Origin of the sequence: Nocardia neocaledoniensis (assembly GCF_003182135.1) — a bacterium.
In the GTDB taxonomy this organism is placed as follows: Bacteria; Actinomycetota; Actinomycetes; order Mycobacteriales; family Mycobacteriaceae; genus Nocardia; species Nocardia neocaledoniensis.
Genome location: NZ_QGTL01000013.1, coordinates 112866 through 133859 on the forward strand (window position 1 = coordinate 112866; position 20994 = coordinate 133859).

Here is a 20994-nt window from a genome sequence, read left to right on the forward strand (position 1 = left end):
GGGCCCTGGCATGAGTGCGAACCTGATGATCGTGGACGACGACGTCCAGATGCGCGGTGATCTGCGCCGCGCGATGGAAGACGAGGGCTACGCCGTCGCCGAAGCCGGCGTCCCGGAAGACGCACTGGACCGCCTGCGCAGCGACGGTCCGCCCGACCTGATGATCGTGGACCTGATGCGCGGCGAGACCGACGGTTTCGACTGCATCCGGGAGATCCGCCGCGACCACGACGTGCCGATCATCGTGATCAGCACGCGCTACGACACCCACGATGTGGTCGCCGCGCTCGAAGCGGGCGCCGACGACTTCGTCAGCAAACCGTTCGAGATCAAGGAGATCACCGCGCGGATGCGCGCGCTGCGCCGTCGCGCGCGGATCGCCGCCGAGCGTGACAGCACGCCGGAGGCGGTGCTCGACGCCGATCCGGTGGCGCCGCTGATCCTGGCGGCCGACGCGGGCGCGGTGCGCCGCGGCGCCGAGGAGATCCATCTCACGGTCACCGAATTCCGGTTGCTCTGCGAGCTCGCGGAGACGCCGGGCCGGGTGCTCAGCCGCGCCGTGCTGCTCGAAAGAGTCTGGGATCAAGGCTTTTTCGGCGACGAGCGGATCGTGGACGTCCACGTCCGCCGCCTCCGCACCAAGATCGAGCGCGATCCCTCGGATCCGCGCATCGTCGTCACCGTGCGTGGACTGGGCTATCGGCTCGATCCGCAATCGCAGTAAAAGACTCGTCATACAACTGCAAAGAGCTCGACATGAAGACCGCAAAGTCTGTTGGCAACTGTAGAGATATGCCTTCGTCCACCATGTCCACCGAATCTGCCACCGCCCCAGCGGTTCTCGGTACGGAACCGATTCTGCGTCCACCTCGTCTCGGCGACGGCGCGCAGTTGTGGCGGATCGCCCGCGACTCGCAGGTGCTCGATGTCAACTCCAGCTACGCCTACCTGCTGTGGTGTCGGGATTTCGCCGCGACCTCGATCGTCGCCGAAGTCGACGGCCGCGCGGTGGGATTCGTCATCGGCTACATCCGGCCCGACGCGCCCGACACGGTGTTCGTCTGGCAGGTCGCCGTCGACGCGGAGTTCCGGGGTCGCGGCCTCGCCGCCGCGATCCTGCACGCCCTGCTCGACGCGGTGGTCCCGGCGGGCATCACCACCCTGGAAACCACGATCTCACCCGGCAACACCGCCTCCCAGGCGTTGTTCGCCGCGGTGGCCCGGGAGCGCGGTGCGGAATTGCGCACCGTCTCCCTGTTCGAAACGCACGATTTCCCCGATTCACACGAGGCAGAGCAGCTGTATGTCATCGCACCTGTTCAGCGCCAGGAGGAACGACGATGATCACGACCACCGACACCAGCATTTTCGAGGCCATGGAATCGAATGTGCGCGGATACTGCCGTGACTGGCCGAGCGTCTTCGCCTCCGCGCAGGGTGCCTGGATCCGCGACGAGCAGGGCCGCGAATACCTCGACTTCTTCGCCGGCGCGGGCGCGCTGAACTACGGCCACAACAACCCGGTGCTCAAGCGGGCGCTGATCGACTACATCGCCGCCGACGGCATCACCCACGGCCTCGACATGTCCACCGTGGCCAAGCGCGAGCTGCTCGAGACCGTCCGCGACACGCTGCTCTCCCCGCGCGGTCTCGACTACAAGGTGCAGTTCCCCGGCCCGACCGGCGCCAACGCCGTCGAAGCCGCGCTGAAGCTGGCCCGCAAGGTGACCGGCCGCAAGACGGTGCTGAGCTTCACCAACGCCTTCCACGGCATGACCCTGGGCGCGCTGTCGGTCACCGGTAACGCCGCCAAGCGGGCCGGTGCCGGCGTGCCGCTCGAGCACGCCACGCCGATGCCCTACGACGGCTACTTCGACAACACCATCGAGGACTTCGGCTGGATGCAGCGCGTCCTCGACGACAGCTCCTCCGGCTTCGACCGCCCCGCCGCGGTGATCGTGGAGACCGTGCAGGGTGAGGGTGGTGTCAACCTGGCCCGCGCGGAGTGGCTGCGGCACCTGGCCGGACTGTGCGCCGCGCGAGACATCCTGCTGATCGTCGACGACGTCCAGATGGGCTGCGGCCGCACCGGCCCGTTCTTCTCCTTCGAGATCGCGGGCATCACCCCCGACATCGTCACCCTGTCCAAGTCGATCGGCGGCTACGGCCTGCCGATGGCGCTGGTGCTGCTCAAGCCCGAGCACGACCAGTGGGCGCCCGGTGAGCACAACGGCACCTTCCGCGGCAACAACCCGGCCTTCGTCACCGCGACCGCCGCGCTGCGCGAGTACTGGTCCGACGACAAGCTCGCCCAGCGCACCGCCGCCAACGGCGAGTACGTGGGCCGCACGCTGCAGGCCGTCGCCGACCGCCACGACGGGGTCTCGACCCGCGGCCGCGGCATGGTGCACGGCATCGTCTTCGACGACCCGTCGCAGGCGGGCAAGGTCTGCCGTACCGCGTTCGAGCAGGGCCTGCTGGTGGAGACCTCGGGCTCGATGGACGAGGTGGTGAAGCTGCTGCCGCCGCTGACCCTGGGCAGCGACGAACTCGACCGCGGCCTGTCGGTGCTGTCGGCCTCGATCGACGCCGTGTGTGGCGGTGCCGCATGATCGTGCGCACCACCGCCGAGATCACCGGCACCGAGCGGGACGTGGCAGGGCCCGGCTGGCGCAGCAAGCGCATCGTGCTGGGTGGCGACAAGGTCGGCTTCTCGTTCCACGAGACTACGATCGAAGAGGGCACAGTCCACGAATTCCATTACCAGAACCACGTCGAAGCGGTGTGGCTGGTCGAGGGCGAGGGCACGCTGCACGACCTCGACAACGACACCGTCTACCAGCTCGGCCCCGGCACGATGTACCTGCTGAACGGACACGAACGTCACCAGGTGACCGCACGCACCCGGCTTCGGATGCTGTGCGTGTTCAATCCGCCGGTCACCGGCCGCGAAGTACACGATGAGAACGGGGTGTATCCGCTCGTCGTCGAGGAGGAGGATGCCAGTGTCTGATCGGCTCGACCGCTACCCGACCCGGCTCACCGAGCCCGCGCCGCATCTCGAGCGCACCGACCCCACCGTGTGGGGTGAGGTGACCTCGCCCGAGCTGGCCGGTTTCGACGCCAACGGGTACGCGATCATCCCGGACCTGCTCTCGCAGGAGGAGGTGGCGGCCTTCGGGGCGGAAATCGGCCACCTCGCCGCCGACCCGGTGCTCTACGGCGACGAGCGCGTCGTCGTGGAACCGGTCGCGGGGCAGGTGCGGTCGGTGTTCCAGGTACACAAGCTCAGCAAGCCGATCGCGGAGCTGGTGGCCGAATCGCGGATCGTCGGCCTGGCCGAGCAGATCCTCGGCTCGGAGGTGTACCTGCACCAGACCCGGGTGAACTACATGCCCGGGTTCGGTGGCAGCGGCTTCACCTGGCATTCGGATTTCGAGACCTGGCACGCCGAGGACGGCATGCCCGCGCCGCGGGCGGTGAGCCTGTCGATCGCGTTGACCGACAACTTCCCGTTCAACGGCAGTCTGATGCTGATGCCGGGTTCGCACCGCACGTTCGTGCCGTGTCTGGGGGAGACCCCGGAGGGGCACTATCGGGAGTCGTTGCGGGAGCAGCGGATCGGGGTGCCGACCAACGACGACATCACCTTCCTCGCGGCACGCTTCGGCATCACGCAGTTCACCGGGAAGGCCGGGTCGGCGTTGCTGTTCGATTCGAACCTGATGCACGGGTCGTCGAACAACATCACCCCGTTCCCGCGCTCGAACATCTTCCTGGTGTTCAACAGCGTGGAGAACGCGCTGACCGAGCCGTTCGCGGCGCCGGTGCGCAGGCCGACGCACATCGCGGCGCGCGAGGTGACACCGGTGCGCGAGGTGGCTCCGCTGGCCGATCAGGCGCGCTGAGTCAGTTCGGACAGGGAGGTCGCGGCCCGCGGATCGTCGGGGGCCGCGGCCTTCCACCATTTCTCGGCTCCGGCGCGGTCGCCCGCGTCGAGCAGCAGCGCGCCGAGATCGTGCGCCGCGCCGCGGTGCCCGGCCTCGGCGGCCTGGGTGAGCAGGGTGCGGGCCGAATCGTGGTCGCCGCGTTCCCGCATCGCGGTGCCCAGTTCGTAGAGGGCGCGCCCGATGCCCTGACCGGTGTCCGCCGCGGGCATCGGCGATGCTGCTTCGGTGCGATCCGTCGCGTCGGCGGCGTGGGTCGGCAGCGGCGTCGCCGGGGCGGTCGAGATGGTCGGTGCCGGTGCCGGTGCCGGTGCCGGTGCCGGTGGTGCGGGGACGGCCGGTGCCATGGCGGGCGGCAGCACCGTGAGCGGCATCGTCACCAGCGCGGGCGCGGTCGCCGCGATCGAGACCTCCGCCGACGGGATGGTCGTCAGTTCCACGACCAGCTCGTTGAAATCCGGTGTGCCGGGCCCGGTGCTGCACCACAGCGTGGACGAGCCGCCCGGCAGCAGGTCCACCACCATCCCGTAGTTCCCGGTCCAGGACTGCTGGGTGCCCGATTCGGCCACCCACACCGGCGTCAGGGTGAACAGCGCCTGGGGAGCGTTCGCGGTCACCGAGATGTCCACGCCCTCGGTGAGCGCGTCGGACCAGATGTCGACGCCGACGAGCGAGCGCCCGTCCAGATCCACGTGCCCGTCCTGCACGGTGAGCCCGAGCCCGAGCCCGGAGACCCCGGCGGGCGGCATCACCGACACCGCCCGCAGCCGCACCGCGGTGGTGCCGACGGCGAGGGTCTCGGTGTACATCGGATAGACCGCGGCGCCACACCATTCGATCGGATCGGCGGCGGTGTAGCGCTGATCGAGCGACACGGGCTCGTCCGGCAGACGCGCGCCGGGATCATTCATCGGTGCAGCCCACCCTTTCCGCGATTCGACCCCCTACGCGACGCCGACGCCGCCACGGTTGCGCGCTACACCGTACTCGCGTCTACGCGAAACCGCGAGAGTTTCCCGGCGGATCCGGATGATCCGCAACGGGTTTCACCGGGCTCGGCGCGGCTCAGACGGCGACCGATTCGCCGATCTCCTCCTCGACCGCGGCGGGGGCGACCGGTGCGGGCGCGTGCCGTGCCTCGTATCGGCCCGCGATCACGACCAGCAGCGCGCCGACGGCCAGCCAGGCGACCAACCCCAGCAGGCGCCCGCCGAATCCCGCGGTGGAGTCGAAGTAGAGCAGGCTGCGCAGCCCCTCGACGAAATCGGCGCCGTTCCAGAACGTGTGCAGGGCGCCGAAGAAGCCGTTCTGCAACTGCGGGCCGTACACCCCGCCGGAGGTGGTGAAGTTCAGCATCACGAACAGCGTGATGAGCGCCAGCGTGGTCCAGCGCTTCAGGAAGGTGTGCAGGCCGATGCCGATCAGGATGATGCCCGCGCTGTAGAGCCACGCGATGCCGAACACCGCGGCGTGGTCCTGATCGATCACGTCGAACACCGGGCCCGCGACCACCACGCCGATCACGCTCACCACGAACGCCGTGCCCACGCCGATCGCCGCGCGCACCCGCATCCGCAGCGTCGCGCCCGCGGCGCCGATGACGGCGACGCTGCCGTACGCGCCGACGCTCAGCGCCACCAGGAGGAAGAACAGCCCCTGTCCGGTCGGATCCCCGCCCGCCTTCGCCGTCACGTCGGTGACGGTCAGTGGCACGCCCTGCTGATCGGTCACCTGCCGGAACACCACCTCGGCGGCCATCGCGCTGGTGTCGGAGCCCGCCGTGGCCACCAGGAGTTCGGGGCGCTGGGCGCCGGGCACGAACGCGCCGGTGAGCTCGCGGTCGTCGAGCGCCGTCACGGCCGCGTCGCGGCTGGGCAGGGTGACGATGTCGACGGCCGGGCCCGCCTTGTCCTTGATGGTCTGCGCCAGCACCATCGCCTGCGGCGAGTCGCCGACCACCGCGAGGGCGAGATGGTTCGGCGTCGGCTGATGGAAGGCGCCGAGGTAGGCCAAGGCCATACCGAGACACATCAGCAACGGCGTGAGCAGGTGACCGGCGACATGCCGGAACTGGGAGCGAGTCATCGGGGCGGAATCTCCAAACAGTTGGTAAATACAACTATGATTGTTGTATCGTACAACTGTGAACGCGCGAGACACAAGGGCCGAGGCCGTCGACACCATCCAGCGGGAACTCACCGCCTTCGCCCGGCGCGCCCGTGGTCGCGCCGCGGAGCTGCACCCGGAACTGAGCCTGGTCGCCTACAGCATCCTCGATCTCGTCCTCGAGCGCGACGGCTGCCAGGCCACCGATCTGGCCGAGCAGTTCCTGCTCGACAAGTCGACGGTCAGCAGGCAGGTCGGCGCCTTGGAGAAGCTCGGCTACCTCGACCGCGAGGTCGACCCCGGCAACCGGCGCAACCACCTGCTGCGGGCGACCGCGGCGGGCCGGGCCGTCGCGCGGGCGGCCGAGCACCGCAGGCGGGAAGCCTTCACCGCCCGATTCGCCGACTGGACCGACGCCGACGTCGAGGCGATGGCCGGCTATCTCGTGCGCTACAACCACGGCGGCTGAACGCGCCGCGCACACCCGCTACCACGCCCGATCCGGCATCCGGCGGGCTATCGTCTCGGTCACCGCCCGCGATGGGCGATGACGCGGCGGACGGGTCGAGTCGGTATAGTCGCCGCGGATGAGTAGTGACACCACCCACCCCCCGCAGCAGGATTCCCCACGCCCGATCCATCGAGCATGGTGGCTGGTGCCGGTGTTGCTCACCGTGGTGTCGATCGCGTGTGTCCGGATCCCGCTCTGGCCGTTCGAGCAGTATTCGGGCGGTTTCATCGACCTGCAGGTGTACCGCCTCGGCATCGAGGCCATGCGCGACGGCGCCGACATGTACGGGCAGCTGCCCAAGACCTCGGCCGGGATCGGCTTGCCGTTCATCTACCCGCCGTTCGCGGCCGTGGCGCTGGCACCGTTCGCGCTGCTGTCCTGGGGCCTGGCCAAGATCCTCTACGTCGTCGTCTCGATCGCGGCCCTCGGCTGGACGCTGTACCTGGTCGCGCGTCGCTACCACCGCGACAACCGTCAGGCCGCCGTGCTGGTCGCCGCATGCGCGCTGCCGCTGGCCATGCTGCTGGAGCCGGTGCGCTCGACCATCGACTTCGGTCAGGTCAACCTGTTGCTGATGGTGCTCGTGGCCACCGACTGCCTGCTGCTCAAGACCCGCTATCCGCGCGGCATGCTCATCGGCCTGGCCGCCGCGATCAAGCTGACCCCGGCCGCGTTCGTGCTGTTCTTCCTCGTCCGCAAGGACTACAAGGCCGCGGCGACGGCGGCGGCCACCGGCGCGGTCGCCACCATCGCCTCCTTCGCCCTGCTGCCCACCGAGTCCACCCGCTACTGGTTCGGCGGCCTGGGCAACGTCTCGGGCCTGAGCGGCTCGGCCTTCCACACCAACCAGTCGATCCAGGCCGTGCTGGCCCGTCTGCACGTCACCGGGCTGCCCTTCGACGCCCTCTGGCTCTTCTTCGGCGCGCTGCTGCTTGCCCTGGTCGTCGCCGCCATGCGCAAGGCCGCCGACGCGCCTGCGATCGCGCTGGCCCTCAATGCCGTGTTCACCCTGCTGCTGTCGCCGATCTCGTGGTCGCACCACTGGATCTGGATCGCGCCTGCGCTGCTGGCCATCGTCTGCCACGCCCGGACGCTGCCCGCGTCGAGCGCGCGCGGCTGGTACGCCACCGCGGTCGTCGTGGCCGCGGTCTTCGTCATCGCGCCGCACAGCTTCCTGCCCGACGGGGAACACCGCGAGACGTCGTGGTCGTGGTGGCAGCACATCTTCGGTGACACCTATGTCTGGCTCGCCGTCGCCCTCGTCGCCCTGTTCCTGCTCACCGGCCGGCATCTGCCGTCGAAGGCCGCGGCCGAGCCCGAACCCGTCGGGGAACCCGCTCGCGCCGTCTGAGGACTTCCGGTCCGGCAATTGTTTATGGATTTCTACGACGATTTTCCGCACGGTGCATAGATACGTCAAAAGCCGTGCTAAACATGGTGATTCGCCGTACGGGCTGTGATTGCATCGTGATGTCCCGAAGCTGGGACGTGTCATATTGTGCAACCGAGGAAGATCGTATGAATTCCAGAACTGCCCGTCCGCTCGCCGTCGTCGCCCTCGCGCTGTCCGCGTGTGCGCTGAGCGCCGGAACCGCCACCGCCGCGGCGCCGACCCCCGTCTCGGGCTCGGTGGAGGTGTGCGTCCCGCTCCCGCTCGGGCCGATCGAGGTCAGCCTGTGCCTGTAGGCGGTTAGCCAGGTTGTCCGGGGCGGTGGCGGAACCCCTTGTCGGCGCGCGGCATTGCGCGGTGCCGTCGCCGATCCGCCACTGTCCCCGGGCAGTCCGGCGCCGAACTGCGCGACCGAGGTGCGGCACCGTAAGAAATCCGTAAACCCCCACCGGCACAGTTCTCTCATCGCTCGAACACCGACTGATTCAGGAGAAGAGCATGGGCAAGCTGATCGAATCCACCTTCGTCACCCTCGACGGCACCATCGACGCACCGCACGAATGGAGCGCGCCGTATTGGGACGACGAGCACGCCGCCTACGCCGCGGACCTGTTGTCCGCGGCCGACGCCCTGCTGCTGGGTCGCGAGACCTACGAGAGCTTCGCCGAGGCCTGGCCCACCCGCCCCGCGGGTGACCCCTACACCGATCGCATCAACGCACTGCCGAAACACGTCGCGTCCACCACGCTGGCGCAGGGCGACCTGACCTGGAACGCCGAGCTGCTCGATGCCGACCCCGTCGAGGGGGTGCGCGCGCTCAAGGCGAAGACGGACGGCACCCTGCTGAAATTCGGCACGGGCGCCTTCTCCCGGACGCTGCTCGACCACGGCCTGGTCGACGAGTACCACTTCTGGATCTTCCCCGTGATCGCCGGGCAGGGCGAGCGGCTCTTCGGCGGCCGGACCGACACGACGCACCTGCGCCTGCTCGACACCACCCGCTTCGCCTCCGGCATCGTCGTGCACCGGCTGGCGCCCAGCTGACGGCCCGCACCGCCGGCCCCTGTACCCCGGGACCGACCACTTCACCCTGCTGGGCGCCGCGGCAGGCGACGAGCGCGAGTTTCTCACCCGGGTTCTCCCGGCACGCTGAACGGCGCCGACCCGCCCGGCGAGCGATCGGCCGGGTGGGTGGTGTCGGCCGCGAAGTGGCAGGCGCCGTGCCGGGCGAACGGTTCCGCGAGTTGCGCCAGGTAGCCCGCGGGGTAGTCGGGTTTCGCGGCCATGCCGAGGTCGGCACTCGTGAACCGGCGGGCGGGGTCGTAGCTGTAGGTGTGCAGCAGGTGGTCCCAGACGAGGGTGAACAGCCCGAAATTGACATCGCCGACACCGGCCCATTTGAGGTGGTGGAAGCGGTGGCCTTCATTGAGGGCCAGCACGTGCTTGAACGGTCCGACGCGGTAGTCGGCGTTGGAGTGCTGCAACAGCAGCTGCACCGCCACCGCCAGCGACAGCGCGGCGGCGACCGGGACCGGGATCCCGGCCAGCAGCAGCGGGGTGACCCCGGCGGTCGTCTCGATCGTCTGGTGCAGCGGATGTTTCATCAGGCCGTTGAGCCCGTAGAAGCGGGTGACGCTGTGGTGCACGGCGTGGAACCGCCACAGCACCCCGATCCGGTGACTGGCGTAGTGGGCCAGGGTGATCCCGAAGTCGGCGACGAGCACAGCGGCCAGCACCTGCGCGACGAACGGCGCGTCGTGCGGCCAGATCCCGGCCCCGGGGACGAGCGCGGCGAGGGCGGGGACGGCGGCCACACTGGCGAGGATGAGGGTTTCGTTGACGAAGCCGTGGGCCGTGTCGCGGCCGAGGTCGCCGTGGGAGGTGTTCCAGGAATCCTGATACGGCAGCAGTCGTTCGGCGGTGAACGACACCGCGACCGCGACCGCAAGCAGGGCGATCAACCAGGCCTTGGGCGCGCCGGAGGCGGCCAGGACGATGCCGGCACCGTTGACACCGAGCAGCATGAACGGAACGTAGCCGTAGCGGATGAGGGGGCGGACGAGCGTGGACGTCATGGGAATCAGCGTCGCGTCCGGACCGGGTGGTGGACTTGAAGAAATCAGCCGACTTCGCCGCGGCCCGCGGGTGCCTGCCGCCAGCCGGTGGCGATGAGCGCCTCGGTGGGGGTGATGCCGATCAGGTCGCGGCAGGTGCGGGTGAGATGCGCGCTGTCGGCGAACCCGGCGGTGTGCGCGGCCTCGGTCAGGGAACCGCCGGCGCGCACCACGGCGAAAGCCTGATGCAGCCGGGTCCAGCGCCGCCACGCCGCATACGGCAACCCCACGTGTTCGGTGAACACGTGCGACAGGCGACTGCCCGAAAGTCCCACCCGGGCAGCGAGTTCGCCGAGAGCGGGCGGGCCGCCCGGCCAACCGCCCGCGGTCCGCAGCGCCTCGGTGACGACCGGATGCGCGCGGCGCCGTCGAGCCGGAGCGCCAGGCGACGGTGGGCGCGGGCAGGCGGCGGCGACCCAGCTCATGGCGCGATCGCCGGGTAGCCCGGCCAGGCGCTCGACAGCGGCGTGCGCGGTCACGGAATCGGGGTCGAGGAACGCCACGAACCCGCTGGTGCCGGGTTCGGCACCGACCTGATGGCCCACACCGGGCGGGATGATCGCGGCCTGCGCGGACGCGGTACGGCCGGCCGTATCGGTGAGAGTGAGCGCGCCGCGGGCGACGAACAGCACCTGCACCGCGGCGTGCGCGTGCGCGGCGGTGTCGCCGATGCCCCCGGTGAACGCCATCAGCCCCGGGCTGAACACCAGCCCACCGCGCCACCGCGCCACCCCGGCGACCGCCGTCATGACGGTGACCCGCTCAGCCGGACCGCATGACTCTCTTCGACACTCGACACAGAGCCAATCTCGCCACCGGCGGGCCGTGCCGGTGACCGGGCGCGGCTCGCTGCCTGCTCCCTGCCCTGGTTCTCGCTCCGTCCGTGGTGGTGTCGGCCTGCGTGCGTGGTGGTCAGCGGCCCGGCGCCGAATTCTTGTAGCAATCCATAAAGCCCGGCGAATACCGTTGCCGCCTATCACAAATGAACGCGGGATGGCGCTAGCTACCAGCGGGTAGATTGGGGGCTTGCTCAGTGATCTGGGTGGGAAGGATTCACCATGGCTGTATCGACCTCCATCACCCCCTTTCTGACCGCCGCGGGCCGTCCGGTCTCGACCCCGCTGCGCGACGTCCGCGCGATCTCCCGCCAGATGGTGGGACATTTCATCGAGAACGTCGTGCCCTGCGGAACGCTGCCCGGCGAGGCGCTCGACGGCGACGTCACCACGGTGACGCGGGTGTGCCTCGAACTGACCAGGAGCATGCTCGACGGCCGTGACCAGCCCGGCCGGATGGAGCGGATCCAGGCCGCGGCCGCCGACTGGGCGCGGGAGGGCATCCCGATCGACACGATCCACAACGCCGTGCACGAGGGCTTCAAACTCGGCTTCGACCTCGTCCTCACCAATGTCGCCGGCCACGATCAGGACATGATCATCAAAGTGGCCCGCAGGCTCACCGAGGTGCAGAGCATGATCACCTCGGCCGTCTCGGCGGCCTATGTGCGCGAGCTGCGCTCGGTCGTCAGCGAACACCACACCGCCGTCCACACCCTGACCTCGGCGTTGCTCGGCGGCCAGAGCACCTCGACGATGGCGCGCGAGTGCGGCATCGAGATCGCCGACCGCTACCACGTCATCGCGCTCGCGCTCCCCGCGCACCCCGACGAATTCGATCCCGATCTGGACGGGAACGTGGTCGCCCGGCGCAAGCTGCGGCGCGTGCAGGCCGAACTCGCGAACCAGTGCGTCGGCAAGGTGCTCTCGCTGCTCAGTGTCGAAGGCGGCACGCTGCTGCTGCCCGTCGCGGAATTCGACGAACCCGCCCTAGACGCGCTGATCGCCGGCCTGTCGGGCGCTGCCCGGGTTCCGGTGCGCGCGGTGGTGATGTCGGCCGCGCCCGCCGAGATCCCCCGGGCGGCTGAGCAGGTGCACGAGCTGGTCGAGATCGTGCATCGGCTGGGCGGGCCGAGCAAGGTGTACCGGCCGCACGAATTGGCGTTCGAATACCAGCTGACGCGGCAGGGACCCGCGCGCGAACACCTCAGTTCGGTCGTCGACGCCCTGGAAGCGCACCCGGAGCTGTTGCAGACGCTCGAGGTCTATATGGCGACCAATTTGCAGCGCTCGCGCACCGCGCGCGAACTGTTCGTGCACACCAACACCGTCGACTATCGATTGAAACGGATCAGTCAGCTGACCGGTTTCGATCTGAATTCCGTCACCGGCATCTGCCATCTCCGGGCGGCGCTGCTGATTCGTTCGCATCGCGGCGGCGGCACCGCCGACGTCCTTCGGCTCGAGCGGCAGGCCGGTTCCCGCGCGGGATAGACGACGACCTCCGGCTGGTGCTCTGTCGCGCGCAGGCTGAGGAGGTCGGCGGCGGTACCGCCGCTGGTGTCGGGGTGCCGCGGTCAGTGTGCCGACGCCGGGGCTGCCTCCGGGAAGCGGGCCGTGATCACCGCCGCGTCCCTGGCGTAGGGTCGGTACAGCGCGGCCGAGCCCACCGCGTTGGCGAGGGTGAGCACCACCGTGACGGCCAGCAACGCGCCCTGCAGCCCGATGGCATCGCCCAGCCTGCCGACGATCAGCGCGTAACCCGCGTAGGCCAGCGCTTCGACGGTCGACACCGACACCGCGAACGCCAGCCCGCGCAGCGGCGGCGGCACCACCGCCATGATCAGCGGGCGGTTCACCACCGGCACCTGCCCCTGCAGGAAGCCGAGGAGCCCGAACAGCGCCGCGTACATGCCGATGCTGTGCCACCCGATCTGGGTGGTGAGGAAAGCGACACCGGCGAAACCGAATTGGCTCAGTTGCAGCATCGCCACCCGGCCGGTGCGCGGATGCCGCCGGTGCACCAGGTCGTTGACCCGGCCGCCCGCGAACGTGCCCGTCATGTATCCGATCGCGAACGGCAGGGCGATCACCGAGGCGGTGGCGGTGCTGAGCCCGCGCTCCTCGACCAGAAACACCGCGCCGAAGCTCATGATCACGTTCTGCCCGGAGAACAGCCGCTGCACGAGGATGTAGCGAAAGGTGCGCACCCCGAGCAGGGCTCGCAGCGACTCCTTCAGCCCGCGTGCCTTGTCCTCGATCCGGTCGAGGGTGGGCACGTCGACGTCGTGCCGTTGTCCCGCCGCGGGGTCGTCGAGAAAGACCATGATCAGCACGCCGATCACGACACAGACGGCGCCGGAAAGGTAGAAGCCGTAGCGCCAGCCCTCCTCGACGCCCGACAGCTGCCCGACCAGCGGGGCCGAGACTCCGCTGATCAGCGCCACCCCGCCGTAGAGCATGCCGGTGGCGCGCCCGCGATGGCTGTCCCGGTAGAGATCGCCCAGGATCGACAGCGCGATCGGGCCCGCCCCGGCGAATCCGGCGGCGGCGACGGCGTAGAGCAGGACGAACTGGCCGAAACTGCCCGCCGCGCCCGCCGCCATCGACCACACGCCCCAGAAGCCCGCGCAGACCGCCAGCACGGTCTTGCGCGGAAACCGGTGGGCCAGTAGGACCCACGGGATCCCCGCCACCACACCGACCGCCTTGCCGACGGCGACGATGGTGCCCAGGGCGGAGGCCGAGAGCCCGAGCGATTCGCGCATGAGGGGGAAGAGCACGCTCGTCACGTTGGCCTCGGCGTTGTCCATCGCCGAGGAGGCGGTGAGCAGCGCCAGGTTCTTGCCGCGGCGGCGCCGCGCGCCCGGTGCCGCGAAATCCACAGTGGTCATGGCGATGCCCTTCAGGCGGGGGTGTCGGTGTCGAGCGCGGCGGCGATCCGCGCGTAGGCCGCGACCAGCGGGGTGGGCGGCACCGACGGCGAGAGCACCTGCGCGCCGAAATGCACGACGACGAGTTCGCGACCGGGCGAGACGAACAGGTGCTGCCCGTGGATGCCACTGGCCAGATAGGAGCCGTACGGGTCGTCGAGAATCCACCAGAAGTCGTGATAGCCCAGGCGGGGCGGGGCATCGGAGGTGTCGCGGGGCAGGCGGACCCGCCGGGTCGGTCCCGCGGGCACCTCGGTGATCGACCGGACCACCGACTCCGGGAACACCTGCCGGTCACCGAGCGCGCCGCCGCGGCGCAGAACCTCGCCGAGCCGTGCGACATCCTTGGCGGTGGCGGCGAAACCGCCACAGGCCATCTCGTTCCCGGCGGGGTCGAGCACGTAGTAGCCGTCCTCGGCGGCGCCGATCCGCGACCAGACCAGGTCGCTGAGCAGCTCGGAGATCGACACGCCCGTCACGCGGCGCAGCACCTCGGCCACCACCTCCACATTGGCATTCTCGTAACGGAATTCGGTGTCGAACGGCCCGGTCGCCTCGGCGGTGGCCAGGTGCTCGAGGATGGTCTGCGCGCCGGTGTAGCCGGCCGGGCGCAGTCCGGGCGCGACCACTGCCCAGAAGCGATGGGCCTCGAGGACACGGTCATAGGGTCTGCCGCCGAAGCGCACCTGGGTCGTCATGTGCAGAAGTTGTTGCAGCCGTGCCGAACCCAGACCGGTGCCCGCCAGCTCCGGGATGTACGTCGCCGCCTCGTCCGCGCGCCGGAGCAGTCCCTGCTCGTCGAGGAGTGCCGCGAGCAAACCGATCCAGGACTTCGCGAGCGAGGCGGTGAGATGCGGGATGTGGGCCCGGTACCCGTGCAGGTACTGCTCATGGACGACCCGCCCGCGATGCACGACCACGAGCGCGTCCGTCTCCGCTTCGCGCAGTGCCTGGGCCAGCGGGACGGTGCGATCGAAGGTCCAGGGCACCGGCAGGTCGGACAGTGCCGCCGGGGCGTCCGGCAGGGTCGACGGCGCGCCGGTGCCCCGCCACACGGCACGGGTCGGCGACATCTCGCGCACGGTGGTGACATGGCGGCGGACGTGCGCCGGATCGAGGAAGCCCTTGGTCCACGCCATGTCCGCGGGGCTGAGGGATTGCGTCATCGGAATCTCCTGTCGGAAGTCTCGGCTCAGCCGAGCAGCGGAAGCGCGGCACCCGCCGTCATGGCGGTGCCCGCGCAGATCGCCACGGCCGATGCCGTGGGAAGGGGTGCCGCGGCGACAAGGTCGGCACGGTAGCGGCGGTGTCGCTCGCGCGCCGCCGCCAGGATCGCGGCCAGGGTGGCGGCCGCGCAGCCGAGGGCGAGCGGCGCGGCCGGCGCATCGCTCGTGACCACCGCGCGGACCAGCAGGACCGTCAGCACGGTCGCCGCCAGTGCGGTGCGGCGCCACGCGAGCACCGTGCGTTCGGGCTGCAGGCCCGGCGGTGCGGTCATCCGGCGACCAGCGCGACCGAGAGCATGGCCGCCACGCACACCCCGGCCAATGTCACCGGCACCAGCGGCGGCCGGGGCAGCGGCGCGTCACGGCGCATGGCGGTCTGGACGCGGCGCCACTGCCGGAACGCCCCGACCGCGATCAGGCAGGCCAGCACCGCGCACAGGGCCCCGACCGCGGTGCGCACGCGCGGATCCGTTCCCGCCGAGGCGAACTGGGCCACCGCGACCCCGCCGGCCAGCAGGCCGAGGGCCGTGCGGATCCAGGCCAGGAAGGTGCGCTCGTTGGCCAGGGTGAACCGGTAGTCCGGCTCCCCGCCTTCGCTGTCGTCGGACGTGGCGTTCACGACAGCAGCAGCTCGCGCGCGATGCCGTTGCGCTGGATCTCCGAGGAACCGGTGAGAATGCGGAACATGCGCAGCCGCTGGAACAACCCCTCCACCTCACCGCCGCGCACCACGCCCGCCTTGCCGTGGATCTGCACCGCGTGATCGGCGATCGAGAACGCCTTCTCCGCGACGAACAGCTTGCACAGGAACGCCTCGGTGCGCGGGCGCTGCCCGGCGTCGAGGGCGGCCAGCGCGTCGTAGGTCATCGCGCGGGCGGCGTAGTAGTCGGCGGCCATGTCGGCGAGGCGGTGCTGGATCGACTGCAGCATGCCCAGTGGCGCGCCGTTCACCTGCCGGGTCTTCGCGTACCCCACCGACAGTTCGAGCGCGCGCCGGGCGCCGCCGAGCGCGGTCGGACAGTGCAGCAGCCGGTTGACCGTCACGCGGCCCAACCCGATCCGCAGCCCCTGCCCGATTTCGCCGAGCAGCTGTTCGGGGCCGACGTAGCAGTCGTCGAGGACGATGTCGGCCTCGATGTGCTCGCCCGACATCGGCGTATCACCCTCGGCCACCGTGCATCCCGGGGAGTCCAGGTCCACCAGGAAGGTCGAGAACGTCTCGGTCGGTGTGCCGTCGGCCTCGGCCATGCGCGCCACGAGGATCGAGAAGTCCGCGAACGGACCCGCGCTGGAGAACACCTTGTGGCCGGTGAGCCGCCAGCCGTCGCCGTCGGGCGTGGCGGTGGTGAGGATGCCGCGAACGTCCGAGCCGGCGTCGTGCTCGGTGAGCGAGAAGCAGCAGGCGCGTTCGCCGCGCAGGACCGGCAGCAGGTACTTCTCCAGTTGATACGGGGTGGCGTACTGGAAGATCGACCCGACGCGCAGCGGCCCGCCCATGTCGCCGAGCACCGAGGTGGCGAACAGGCGCGGTGAGGCGCCCACCTCTTCCTTGAGCGCGGCGAGTTCGGTGAACGTCAGGCCTTGACCACCGTGTTCGGCCGGGAGATGGATGCCGTAGAAGCCCAGTTCGCGGCTGCGCTGCCAGACCGGCTCGAGGACCTCGCGGCCGTAGCGCGACTCGCGGATGAGCCCGAGCCCGGCCTCGTATTCGGCGAGTTCGCCGTCGAGATAGTCGCGCAGCGCGCCGACCAGCTCCTGGAGGCGGGGGTTGTCGTCGTAGGTGGGGGAGAGGGTGAAGGTCATCGAATTGTCCTGTGTCAGTTGATTTGCCGGTCCGCGTCGGCCCAGTAGCCGGCGCGGACGAGGCGGCGATCGATCTTGCCGTTGCGGTTGACCGGCAGCGCGGCGACGAAATCCACCGACCGCGGCTTCTTCATGCGCGCCAGCCGGGTGGCGCAGTGGTCGATGAGGTCCTGCTCGCTCGGCGCCCGCTCCGGACGCACCACCACCACGGCTTTGACCGCCTCGCCCCACTGCTCGTCGGGGACGCCGACGACGCACGCCTCGGCGACGCCGGGGTGCTCGTAGAGTGCGGCCTCCACCTCGCTGCAATAGATGTTGAAGCCGCCCGAGATGATCATGTCCTTCTTGCGGTCGACGATGAACAGGTAGCCGTCGGCGCGGAAATAGCCCACGTCCCCGGTGTGCACCCAGCCGTCGCGGAAGGTCCGCGCCGACAGCTCGGGCTCGTGCCAGTACTCGCGCACACAGTCCGGGCCGCGTGCCACGATCTCGCCGATCTGTCCGGCGGGCAGCGGGACCCCGGCGTCGTCGACCACGCGGACCTCGGTGTCGAACACCGGTCTGCCGCACGACATCAGCAGTTCGGGGTCGGATTCGATCGCGCGCGTGATGTCCTCGGCGGTGAGAATCGTGATGCCACTGGTGGTTTCGCCGAGTCCGTAGCCCTGCATGACGATCGGGCCGAACACCTCGACGGCCTCCCGCAGCCGCCGCGGCGACACCGGCGCGCCGCCGACGCCGAGGGTGCGCATGGCCGACAGGTCGACCTCGGCGATCAGCGGGTGGCCCATGAGCATGTTGAGCATGGTCGGCACCACGAACGTGCTGGTGATGCGCTCGGATTCGAGGGTGCGCAGGAAGGTCGCGGTGTCGAAGGCGGGCAGGACGACCACCGCCGCACCGCGCGCGAGCAGTGACAGCAACACCATCCCGGAGGCGTGGGTGATGGGGCCGGGCGCCAGGTAGCGGTCCTCGGGCGTCGGCGCGCCCGAGGGACTCATGAGCCGCTTGCGCATATTGGCCAGGCGATTGCCGTGGGTCTGGACCGCCGCCTTGAGCGTGCCCGTGGAACCGGAGGTGTAGTTGAGCACGGCGGGGGCGTCGGCGTCGACATCGATGGCGATCGGCTCGTCGGTGCCGGTGTCGAGGAGCTCGCGGTAGTCCTCGCTCTCGTAGTCGAGCACCGCGCAGTCGGTGCCCGCCGCCGTGACCGCCGCGCGGGCGGCGTCGACGTGCGCGGTGTCGACGAACAGGACGCGTACGTCGGCATCGTGCACAACATGCGCCAGCTCGTCGCCGGCGAGCCGCGCGTTGACCGGTACCCGGATGAATCCGCCTTTGGACAGCGCCATCTCGGTGATCACCAGTTCGCCGCGGTTTGCCGCGAAGGTGCCGATCGCCTGTCCCGGCTCGATGCTTCGCCGCAACAGCGCCGAGGCCAGCCGGTTGGCCTCGGACTCGAGTTGCCGGTAGGTCCAGCGCGCCGGTCCGCAGACCAGCGCTTCCCGCTCCGGCCAGTAGGTGGCGCTGCGGGTCAGATAGTGGCCCAGATTCATGAAGACTCCGAAATCGACACAACGAATGTTATTAGGCATGGTGTCTACTTACGGCCTGAATGTCAACGTCGCCTATGCTCGGCGGAAAGGATTCCGGAGAGAAAGGGCGCCCGTGCCACCCGAAGACCGCCGTGTGCGCCGCAGTCGCCGCGCCCTGCGTGACGCGCTGATCTCGCTGATCCTCGAGCGCGGGTACGCCAACGTGACCGTCGAGGACATCACCGAGCGCGCCGACCTGGGGCGGGCGACCTTCTACAAGCACTTCACCGACAAGGACGACCTGCTCGATCGCATCGTCACCGACCTGACCGAGGAACTCGCCGAACGCCTGGGCGCGCTGCTGTCCACGTCGTCGGTGGGGTTCACCGGCAAGCCGGTGCTGGAGATGTTCCGGCATGCCGACGAGGAGCGCGACGCCTATCGCGTCATCCTGCGCGGCGAGGGCGACGGCCGGGCGCTGCGTCGTTTCATCGACGACCGAACCGCCGCCGCCACAACGATTTTCGCCGCGCGAGCCGAGGCCAAGGGCGTCACCCCGCGCATCGACCTCGAGGTGCTCGCCCGCGCCTGGGTGGGAGAGCAGGTCGCCGTGTTGCGATGGTGGCTGGAATCGGACCCGCGCCCCATGACGCTGGAGGAGGTCACCGGGATGCTGCGTGACCTGTCGCTGCGTGGCCGCTACTGGGCCTCGGGCTTCGAAGGCGACTTCGACTGAGGCCGGTGCGCGGCTCCGCGGAGCGGTCTCGCCGCGTCCTATGCTGACGGGCGTGGCACAGAGCGAAGGAACCCGAGCGCCCGGCCGTCCGGCCGCGGCCAGCCGTGACGACGTGTTGGACGCGGCCATCGCGGCGTTCCTGGACGGCAAGCGGGTCGACGCGAATGCCATTGCCGCGCAACTGGGTCTGGCTCGCACCAGCATCTACCGGTGGTTCGGATCCCGCGACGGGCTGCTCGGTGCCGCCTTGGCGCGCCAGCTCGAGCGCATGGTGGTCCACGCCGAGCGGCGCGCCACCGCCACGGGCGGCGAGCGGATCGTGGAGATCCTCGACCGGGCCATCCACTGGCTGGTCGACGACGGGTCGCTGCGCACCTATTTCGACCAGGAATCCACCGGCGCGTTGCGCCTGATCACCCGCAGCGACGGGGTCGTGCACCCCGCGGCCGTCGCGATCGTCGAGGGCTTGCTCGAACGCGCGGAAGACCAGGGCTACCAGCCGCCGATCGACCGCGCGACCCTCGCGTACGCACTGGTCCGGTTGTGGGAAGCGTTCCTGTACAACGACGCCGTGGCCGGATTCCAGGGCGACGTGGAGCGCCTGAGCCGCGTCCAGGCCGCCCTGCTGCGCGCCTAGACCGGGCGACCTCGCGCCCATTTGCTACACGGGCGACTCTGTGTAACATACCGGCCATGCAACTGGCCTTCACCGAGGACGAGCTCGCCTTCCGCGACGAGCTGCGCGCCTTCTTCCGTCGTGAGATCCCCGCGGACATCCGCGAGCGGCAGCGGCACCTGCGCGAATTGAGCAAGGACGACTACGTCACCACCCAGCGGATCCTCAACGCCGCCGGCCTGGCCGTCCCGAACTGGCCCGTGGAGTGGGGCGGGCGGGACTGGACGCCCGTGCAGCACCACATCTGGCACCACGAGCTGCAGCTGGCCTCGGTCCCGGAGCCGCTCACCTTCAACGCCAACATGATCGGACCGGTCCTCGCCGAGTTCGGCTCGCCCGAGCTCAAGGCCCGCTTCCTGCCCGCCACCGCGAATCTCGACATCTGGTGGTGCCAGGGCTTCTCCGAGCCCGACGCCGGATCCGACCTGGCCTCCCTGCGGACGGTCGCGGTGCGCGACGGTGACGACTACGTGATCAACGGGCAGAAGACCTGGACCACCGCCGCCCAGAGCGCGGACTGGATGTTCTGCCTGGCCCGCACCGACCCGGCCGCGCCGAAGAAGCAGGCCGGCATCTCGATGCTGCTGTTCCCGATGGACACCCCCGGCGTGACGGTGCGGCCGATCGAGTTGATCGACGGCGGCTTCGAGGTCAACGAGGTGTTCCTGGAGAACGTGCGGGTGCCTGCCGATCAGCTGGTCGGCCAGGAGAACCACGGCTGGACCTACGCCAAGTTCCTGCTCGGCAACGAGCGCACCGGCATCGCCGCGGTCGGGCAGACCAAGGTCCGCCTCGAGCTGGCCAAGGAATACGCCGCCCGCACCGCGCTCGGCGTGGGCACCCTCCTGGACGACCCGGCCTTCGCCGCCCGCGTCGCCGATCTCGACAACGAGCTGCTGGCACTGGAACTGGTGCAGCTGCGGGTGGCGGCGAGCTCGAGCGACGGCGCCCCGAACCCCGTCTCCTCGATTCTCAAACTGCGCGGCACCGAACTGCAGCAGGCCGTCACCGAGCTGTTCGTCGACATCGCCGGACCCGCCGCCGTCGCCAGGGTGGGGGAGACCGACGACTGGACGCGCCGCGCGCTCGCCGGATACCTGAACTACCGCAAGACTTCCATCTACGGAGGGTCGAACGAAGTGCAGCGCACCATCATCGCCTCCACGATCCTCGGACTGTGA

At 69.9% G+C, this 20994-nt stretch carries 23 protein-coding genes; 13 read left to right on the plus strand and 10 right to left on the minus strand.

Features of this window, described 5'->3' with window-relative positions; genetic code table 11:
* Positions 1 to 10: 10 nt before the first annotated feature.
* Genes DFR69_RS28005 through thpD form a run of 5 tightly spaced genes read left to right on the plus strand, consistent with a single transcriptional unit; the run spans position 11 to position 3908 of the window.
* Positions 11 to 724: a response regulator transcription factor gene (locus tag DFR69_RS28005; RefSeq protein WP_110040648.1), complete on the plus strand. Its 714-nt coding sequence runs from the start codon at positions 11 to 13 to the stop codon at positions 722 to 724.
* A 32-nt stretch (positions 725 to 756) separates the two neighbouring features.
* The gene (gene ectA, locus DFR69_RS28010) at positions 757 to 1344 is read left to right on the plus strand and encodes a diaminobutyrate acetyltransferase (protein WP_425271611.1); all 588 of its coding nucleotides are present in this window, start codon (positions 757 to 759) and stop codon (positions 1342 to 1344) included.
* On the plus strand, positions 1344 to 2612 hold the full coding sequence (gene ectB / locus DFR69_RS28015; RefSeq protein ID WP_110040735.1) for a diaminobutyrate--2-oxoglutarate transaminase: 1269 nt from the start codon (positions 1344 to 1346) through the stop codon (positions 2610 to 2612). Before ectA ends, ectB begins: the two co-directional genes overlap by 1 nt.
* Positions 2609 to 3013, plus strand: coding sequence for an ectoine synthase (locus tag DFR69_RS28020; protein ID WP_110040650.1), 405 nt, complete (start codon positions 2609 to 2611; stop codon positions 3011 to 3013). Before ectB ends, DFR69_RS28020 begins: the two co-directional genes overlap by 4 nt.
* The gene (gene thpD / locus DFR69_RS28025; RefSeq protein ID WP_110040651.1) at positions 3000 to 3908 is read left to right on the plus strand and encodes an ectoine hydroxylase; all 909 of its coding nucleotides are present in this window, start codon (positions 3000 to 3002) and stop codon (positions 3906 to 3908) included. The genes DFR69_RS28020 and thpD overlap by 14 nt, the downstream gene beginning before the upstream one ends.
* On the opposite strand, the gene DFR69_RS34660 is transcribed toward thpD, so the two are convergent.
* Both DFR69_RS34660 and DFR69_RS28045 read right to left on the minus strand, forming a co-directional pair.
* Positions 3896 to 4858 carry an SEL1-like repeat protein gene (locus DFR69_RS34660; RefSeq protein WP_167456428.1) on the minus strand — a complete coding sequence of 321 codons (963 nt, stop codon included), beginning with the start codon at positions 4856 to 4858 and terminating at the stop codon, positions 3896 to 3898. The two genes, thpD and DFR69_RS34660, sit on opposite strands and share 13 nt — an antisense overlap.
* Before the next feature lie 154 nt (positions 4859 to 5012).
* Positions 5013 to 6032 carry a hypothetical protein gene (locus DFR69_RS28045; RefSeq protein ID WP_110040655.1) on the minus strand — a complete coding sequence of 340 codons (1020 nt, stop codon included), beginning with the start codon at positions 6030 to 6032 and terminating at the stop codon, positions 5013 to 5015.
* Between the two features lie 58 nt (positions 6033 to 6090).
* Between DFR69_RS28045 and DFR69_RS28050 the strand changes: the two genes are divergently transcribed.
* The 4 genes from DFR69_RS28050 (at position 6091) to DFR69_RS28060 (ending at position 8998) form a co-directional block, all read left to right on the plus strand.
* Positions 6091 to 6522 (plus strand): MarR family winged helix-turn-helix transcriptional regulator, encoded by a 432-nt coding sequence (locus DFR69_RS28050; RefSeq protein ID WP_110040656.1) that lies wholly within the window; start codon positions 6091 to 6093, stop codon positions 6520 to 6522.
* A gap of 118 nt (positions 6523 to 6640) precedes the next feature.
* Entirely contained in the window at positions 6641 to 7915 is a 1275-nt protein-coding gene (locus tag DFR69_RS28055; protein WP_167456432.1) for a glycosyltransferase family 87 protein, read from the plus strand.
* Positions 7916 to 8082: 167 nt separating this feature from the next.
* Entirely contained in the window at positions 8083 to 8250 is a 168-nt protein-coding gene (locus DFR69_RS34665; RefSeq protein ID WP_167456433.1) for a hypothetical protein, read from the plus strand.
* 202 nt (positions 8251 to 8452) lie between these two features.
* A complete protein-coding gene (locus tag DFR69_RS28060) occupies positions 8453 to 8998 on the plus strand; it encodes a dihydrofolate reductase family protein (RefSeq protein WP_110040658.1) in 546 nt (181 codons plus the stop codon).
* Positions 8999 to 9081: 83 nt separating this feature from the next.
* On the opposite strand, the gene DFR69_RS28065 is transcribed toward DFR69_RS28060, so the two are convergent.
* Both DFR69_RS28065 and DFR69_RS28070 read right to left on the minus strand, forming a co-directional pair.
* On the minus strand, positions 9082 to 10029 hold the full coding sequence (locus tag DFR69_RS28065; protein ID WP_110040659.1) for a sterol desaturase family protein: 948 nt from the start codon (positions 10027 to 10029) through the stop codon (positions 9082 to 9084).
* Positions 10030 to 10073: 44 nt separating this feature from the next.
* Entirely contained in the window at positions 10074 to 10817 is a 744-nt protein-coding gene (locus DFR69_RS28070) for a helix-turn-helix transcriptional regulator (RefSeq protein WP_110040660.1), read from the minus strand.
* A 309-nt stretch (positions 10818 to 11126) separates the two neighbouring features.
* On the opposite strand from DFR69_RS28070, the gene DFR69_RS28075 reads away from it, so the two are divergent.
* Entirely contained in the window at positions 11127 to 12398 is a 1272-nt protein-coding gene (locus DFR69_RS28075; RefSeq protein WP_110040661.1) for a PucR family transcriptional regulator, read from the plus strand.
* Between the two features lie 83 nt (positions 12399 to 12481).
* On the opposite strand, the gene DFR69_RS28080 is transcribed toward DFR69_RS28075, so the two are convergent.
* From DFR69_RS28080 to DFR69_RS28105, 6 genes are read right to left on the minus strand one after another with little or no spacing between them, the layout of a single operon-like run.
* Positions 12482 to 13798: an MFS transporter gene (locus DFR69_RS28080; protein WP_244198495.1), complete on the minus strand. Its 1317-nt coding sequence runs from the start codon at positions 13796 to 13798 to the stop codon at positions 12482 to 12484.
* 11 nt (positions 13799 to 13809) lie between these two features.
* The gene (locus tag DFR69_RS28085) at positions 13810 to 15003 is read right to left on the minus strand and encodes a serine hydrolase domain-containing protein (RefSeq protein ID WP_110040662.1); all 1194 of its coding nucleotides are present in this window, start codon (positions 15001 to 15003) and stop codon (positions 13810 to 13812) included.
* Between the two features lie 26 nt (positions 15004 to 15029).
* Positions 15030 to 15335 (minus strand): DUF202 domain-containing protein, encoded by a 306-nt coding sequence (locus DFR69_RS28090; protein WP_110040663.1) that lies wholly within the window; start codon positions 15333 to 15335, stop codon positions 15030 to 15032.
* Positions 15332 to 15682 carry a YidH family protein gene (locus tag DFR69_RS28095; protein ID WP_110040664.1) on the minus strand — a complete coding sequence of 117 codons (351 nt, stop codon included), beginning with the start codon at positions 15680 to 15682 and terminating at the stop codon, positions 15332 to 15334. Before DFR69_RS28095 ends, DFR69_RS28090 begins: the two co-directional genes overlap by 4 nt.
* Positions 15679 to 16866 carry an acyl-CoA dehydrogenase family protein gene (locus DFR69_RS28100; protein WP_110040665.1) on the minus strand — a complete coding sequence of 396 codons (1188 nt, stop codon included), beginning with the start codon at positions 16864 to 16866 and terminating at the stop codon, positions 15679 to 15681. The genes DFR69_RS28095 and DFR69_RS28100 overlap by 4 nt, the downstream gene beginning before the upstream one ends.
* 14 nt (positions 16867 to 16880) lie before the next feature.
* Entirely contained in the window at positions 16881 to 18422 is a 1542-nt protein-coding gene (locus DFR69_RS28105; RefSeq protein WP_110040666.1) for an acyl-CoA synthetase, read from the minus strand.
* Between the two features lie 112 nt (positions 18423 to 18534).
* On the opposite strand from DFR69_RS28105, the gene DFR69_RS28110 reads away from it, so the two are divergent.
* Genes DFR69_RS28110 through DFR69_RS28120 form a run of 3 tightly spaced genes read left to right on the plus strand, consistent with a single transcriptional unit; the run spans position 18535 to position 20994 of the window.
* Positions 18535 to 19137, plus strand: coding sequence for a TetR/AcrR family transcriptional regulator (locus DFR69_RS28110; protein ID WP_110040667.1), 603 nt, complete (start codon positions 18535 to 18537; stop codon positions 19135 to 19137).
* Between the two features lie 52 nt (positions 19138 to 19189).
* Positions 19190 to 19774, plus strand: coding sequence for a QsdR family transcriptional regulator (locus DFR69_RS28115; RefSeq protein WP_244198496.1), 585 nt, complete (start codon positions 19190 to 19192; stop codon positions 19772 to 19774).
* Between the two features lie 56 nt (positions 19775 to 19830).
* Positions 19831 to 20994 (plus strand): acyl-CoA dehydrogenase family protein, encoded by a 1164-nt coding sequence (locus DFR69_RS28120; protein ID WP_110040669.1) that lies wholly within the window; start codon positions 19831 to 19833, stop codon positions 20992 to 20994.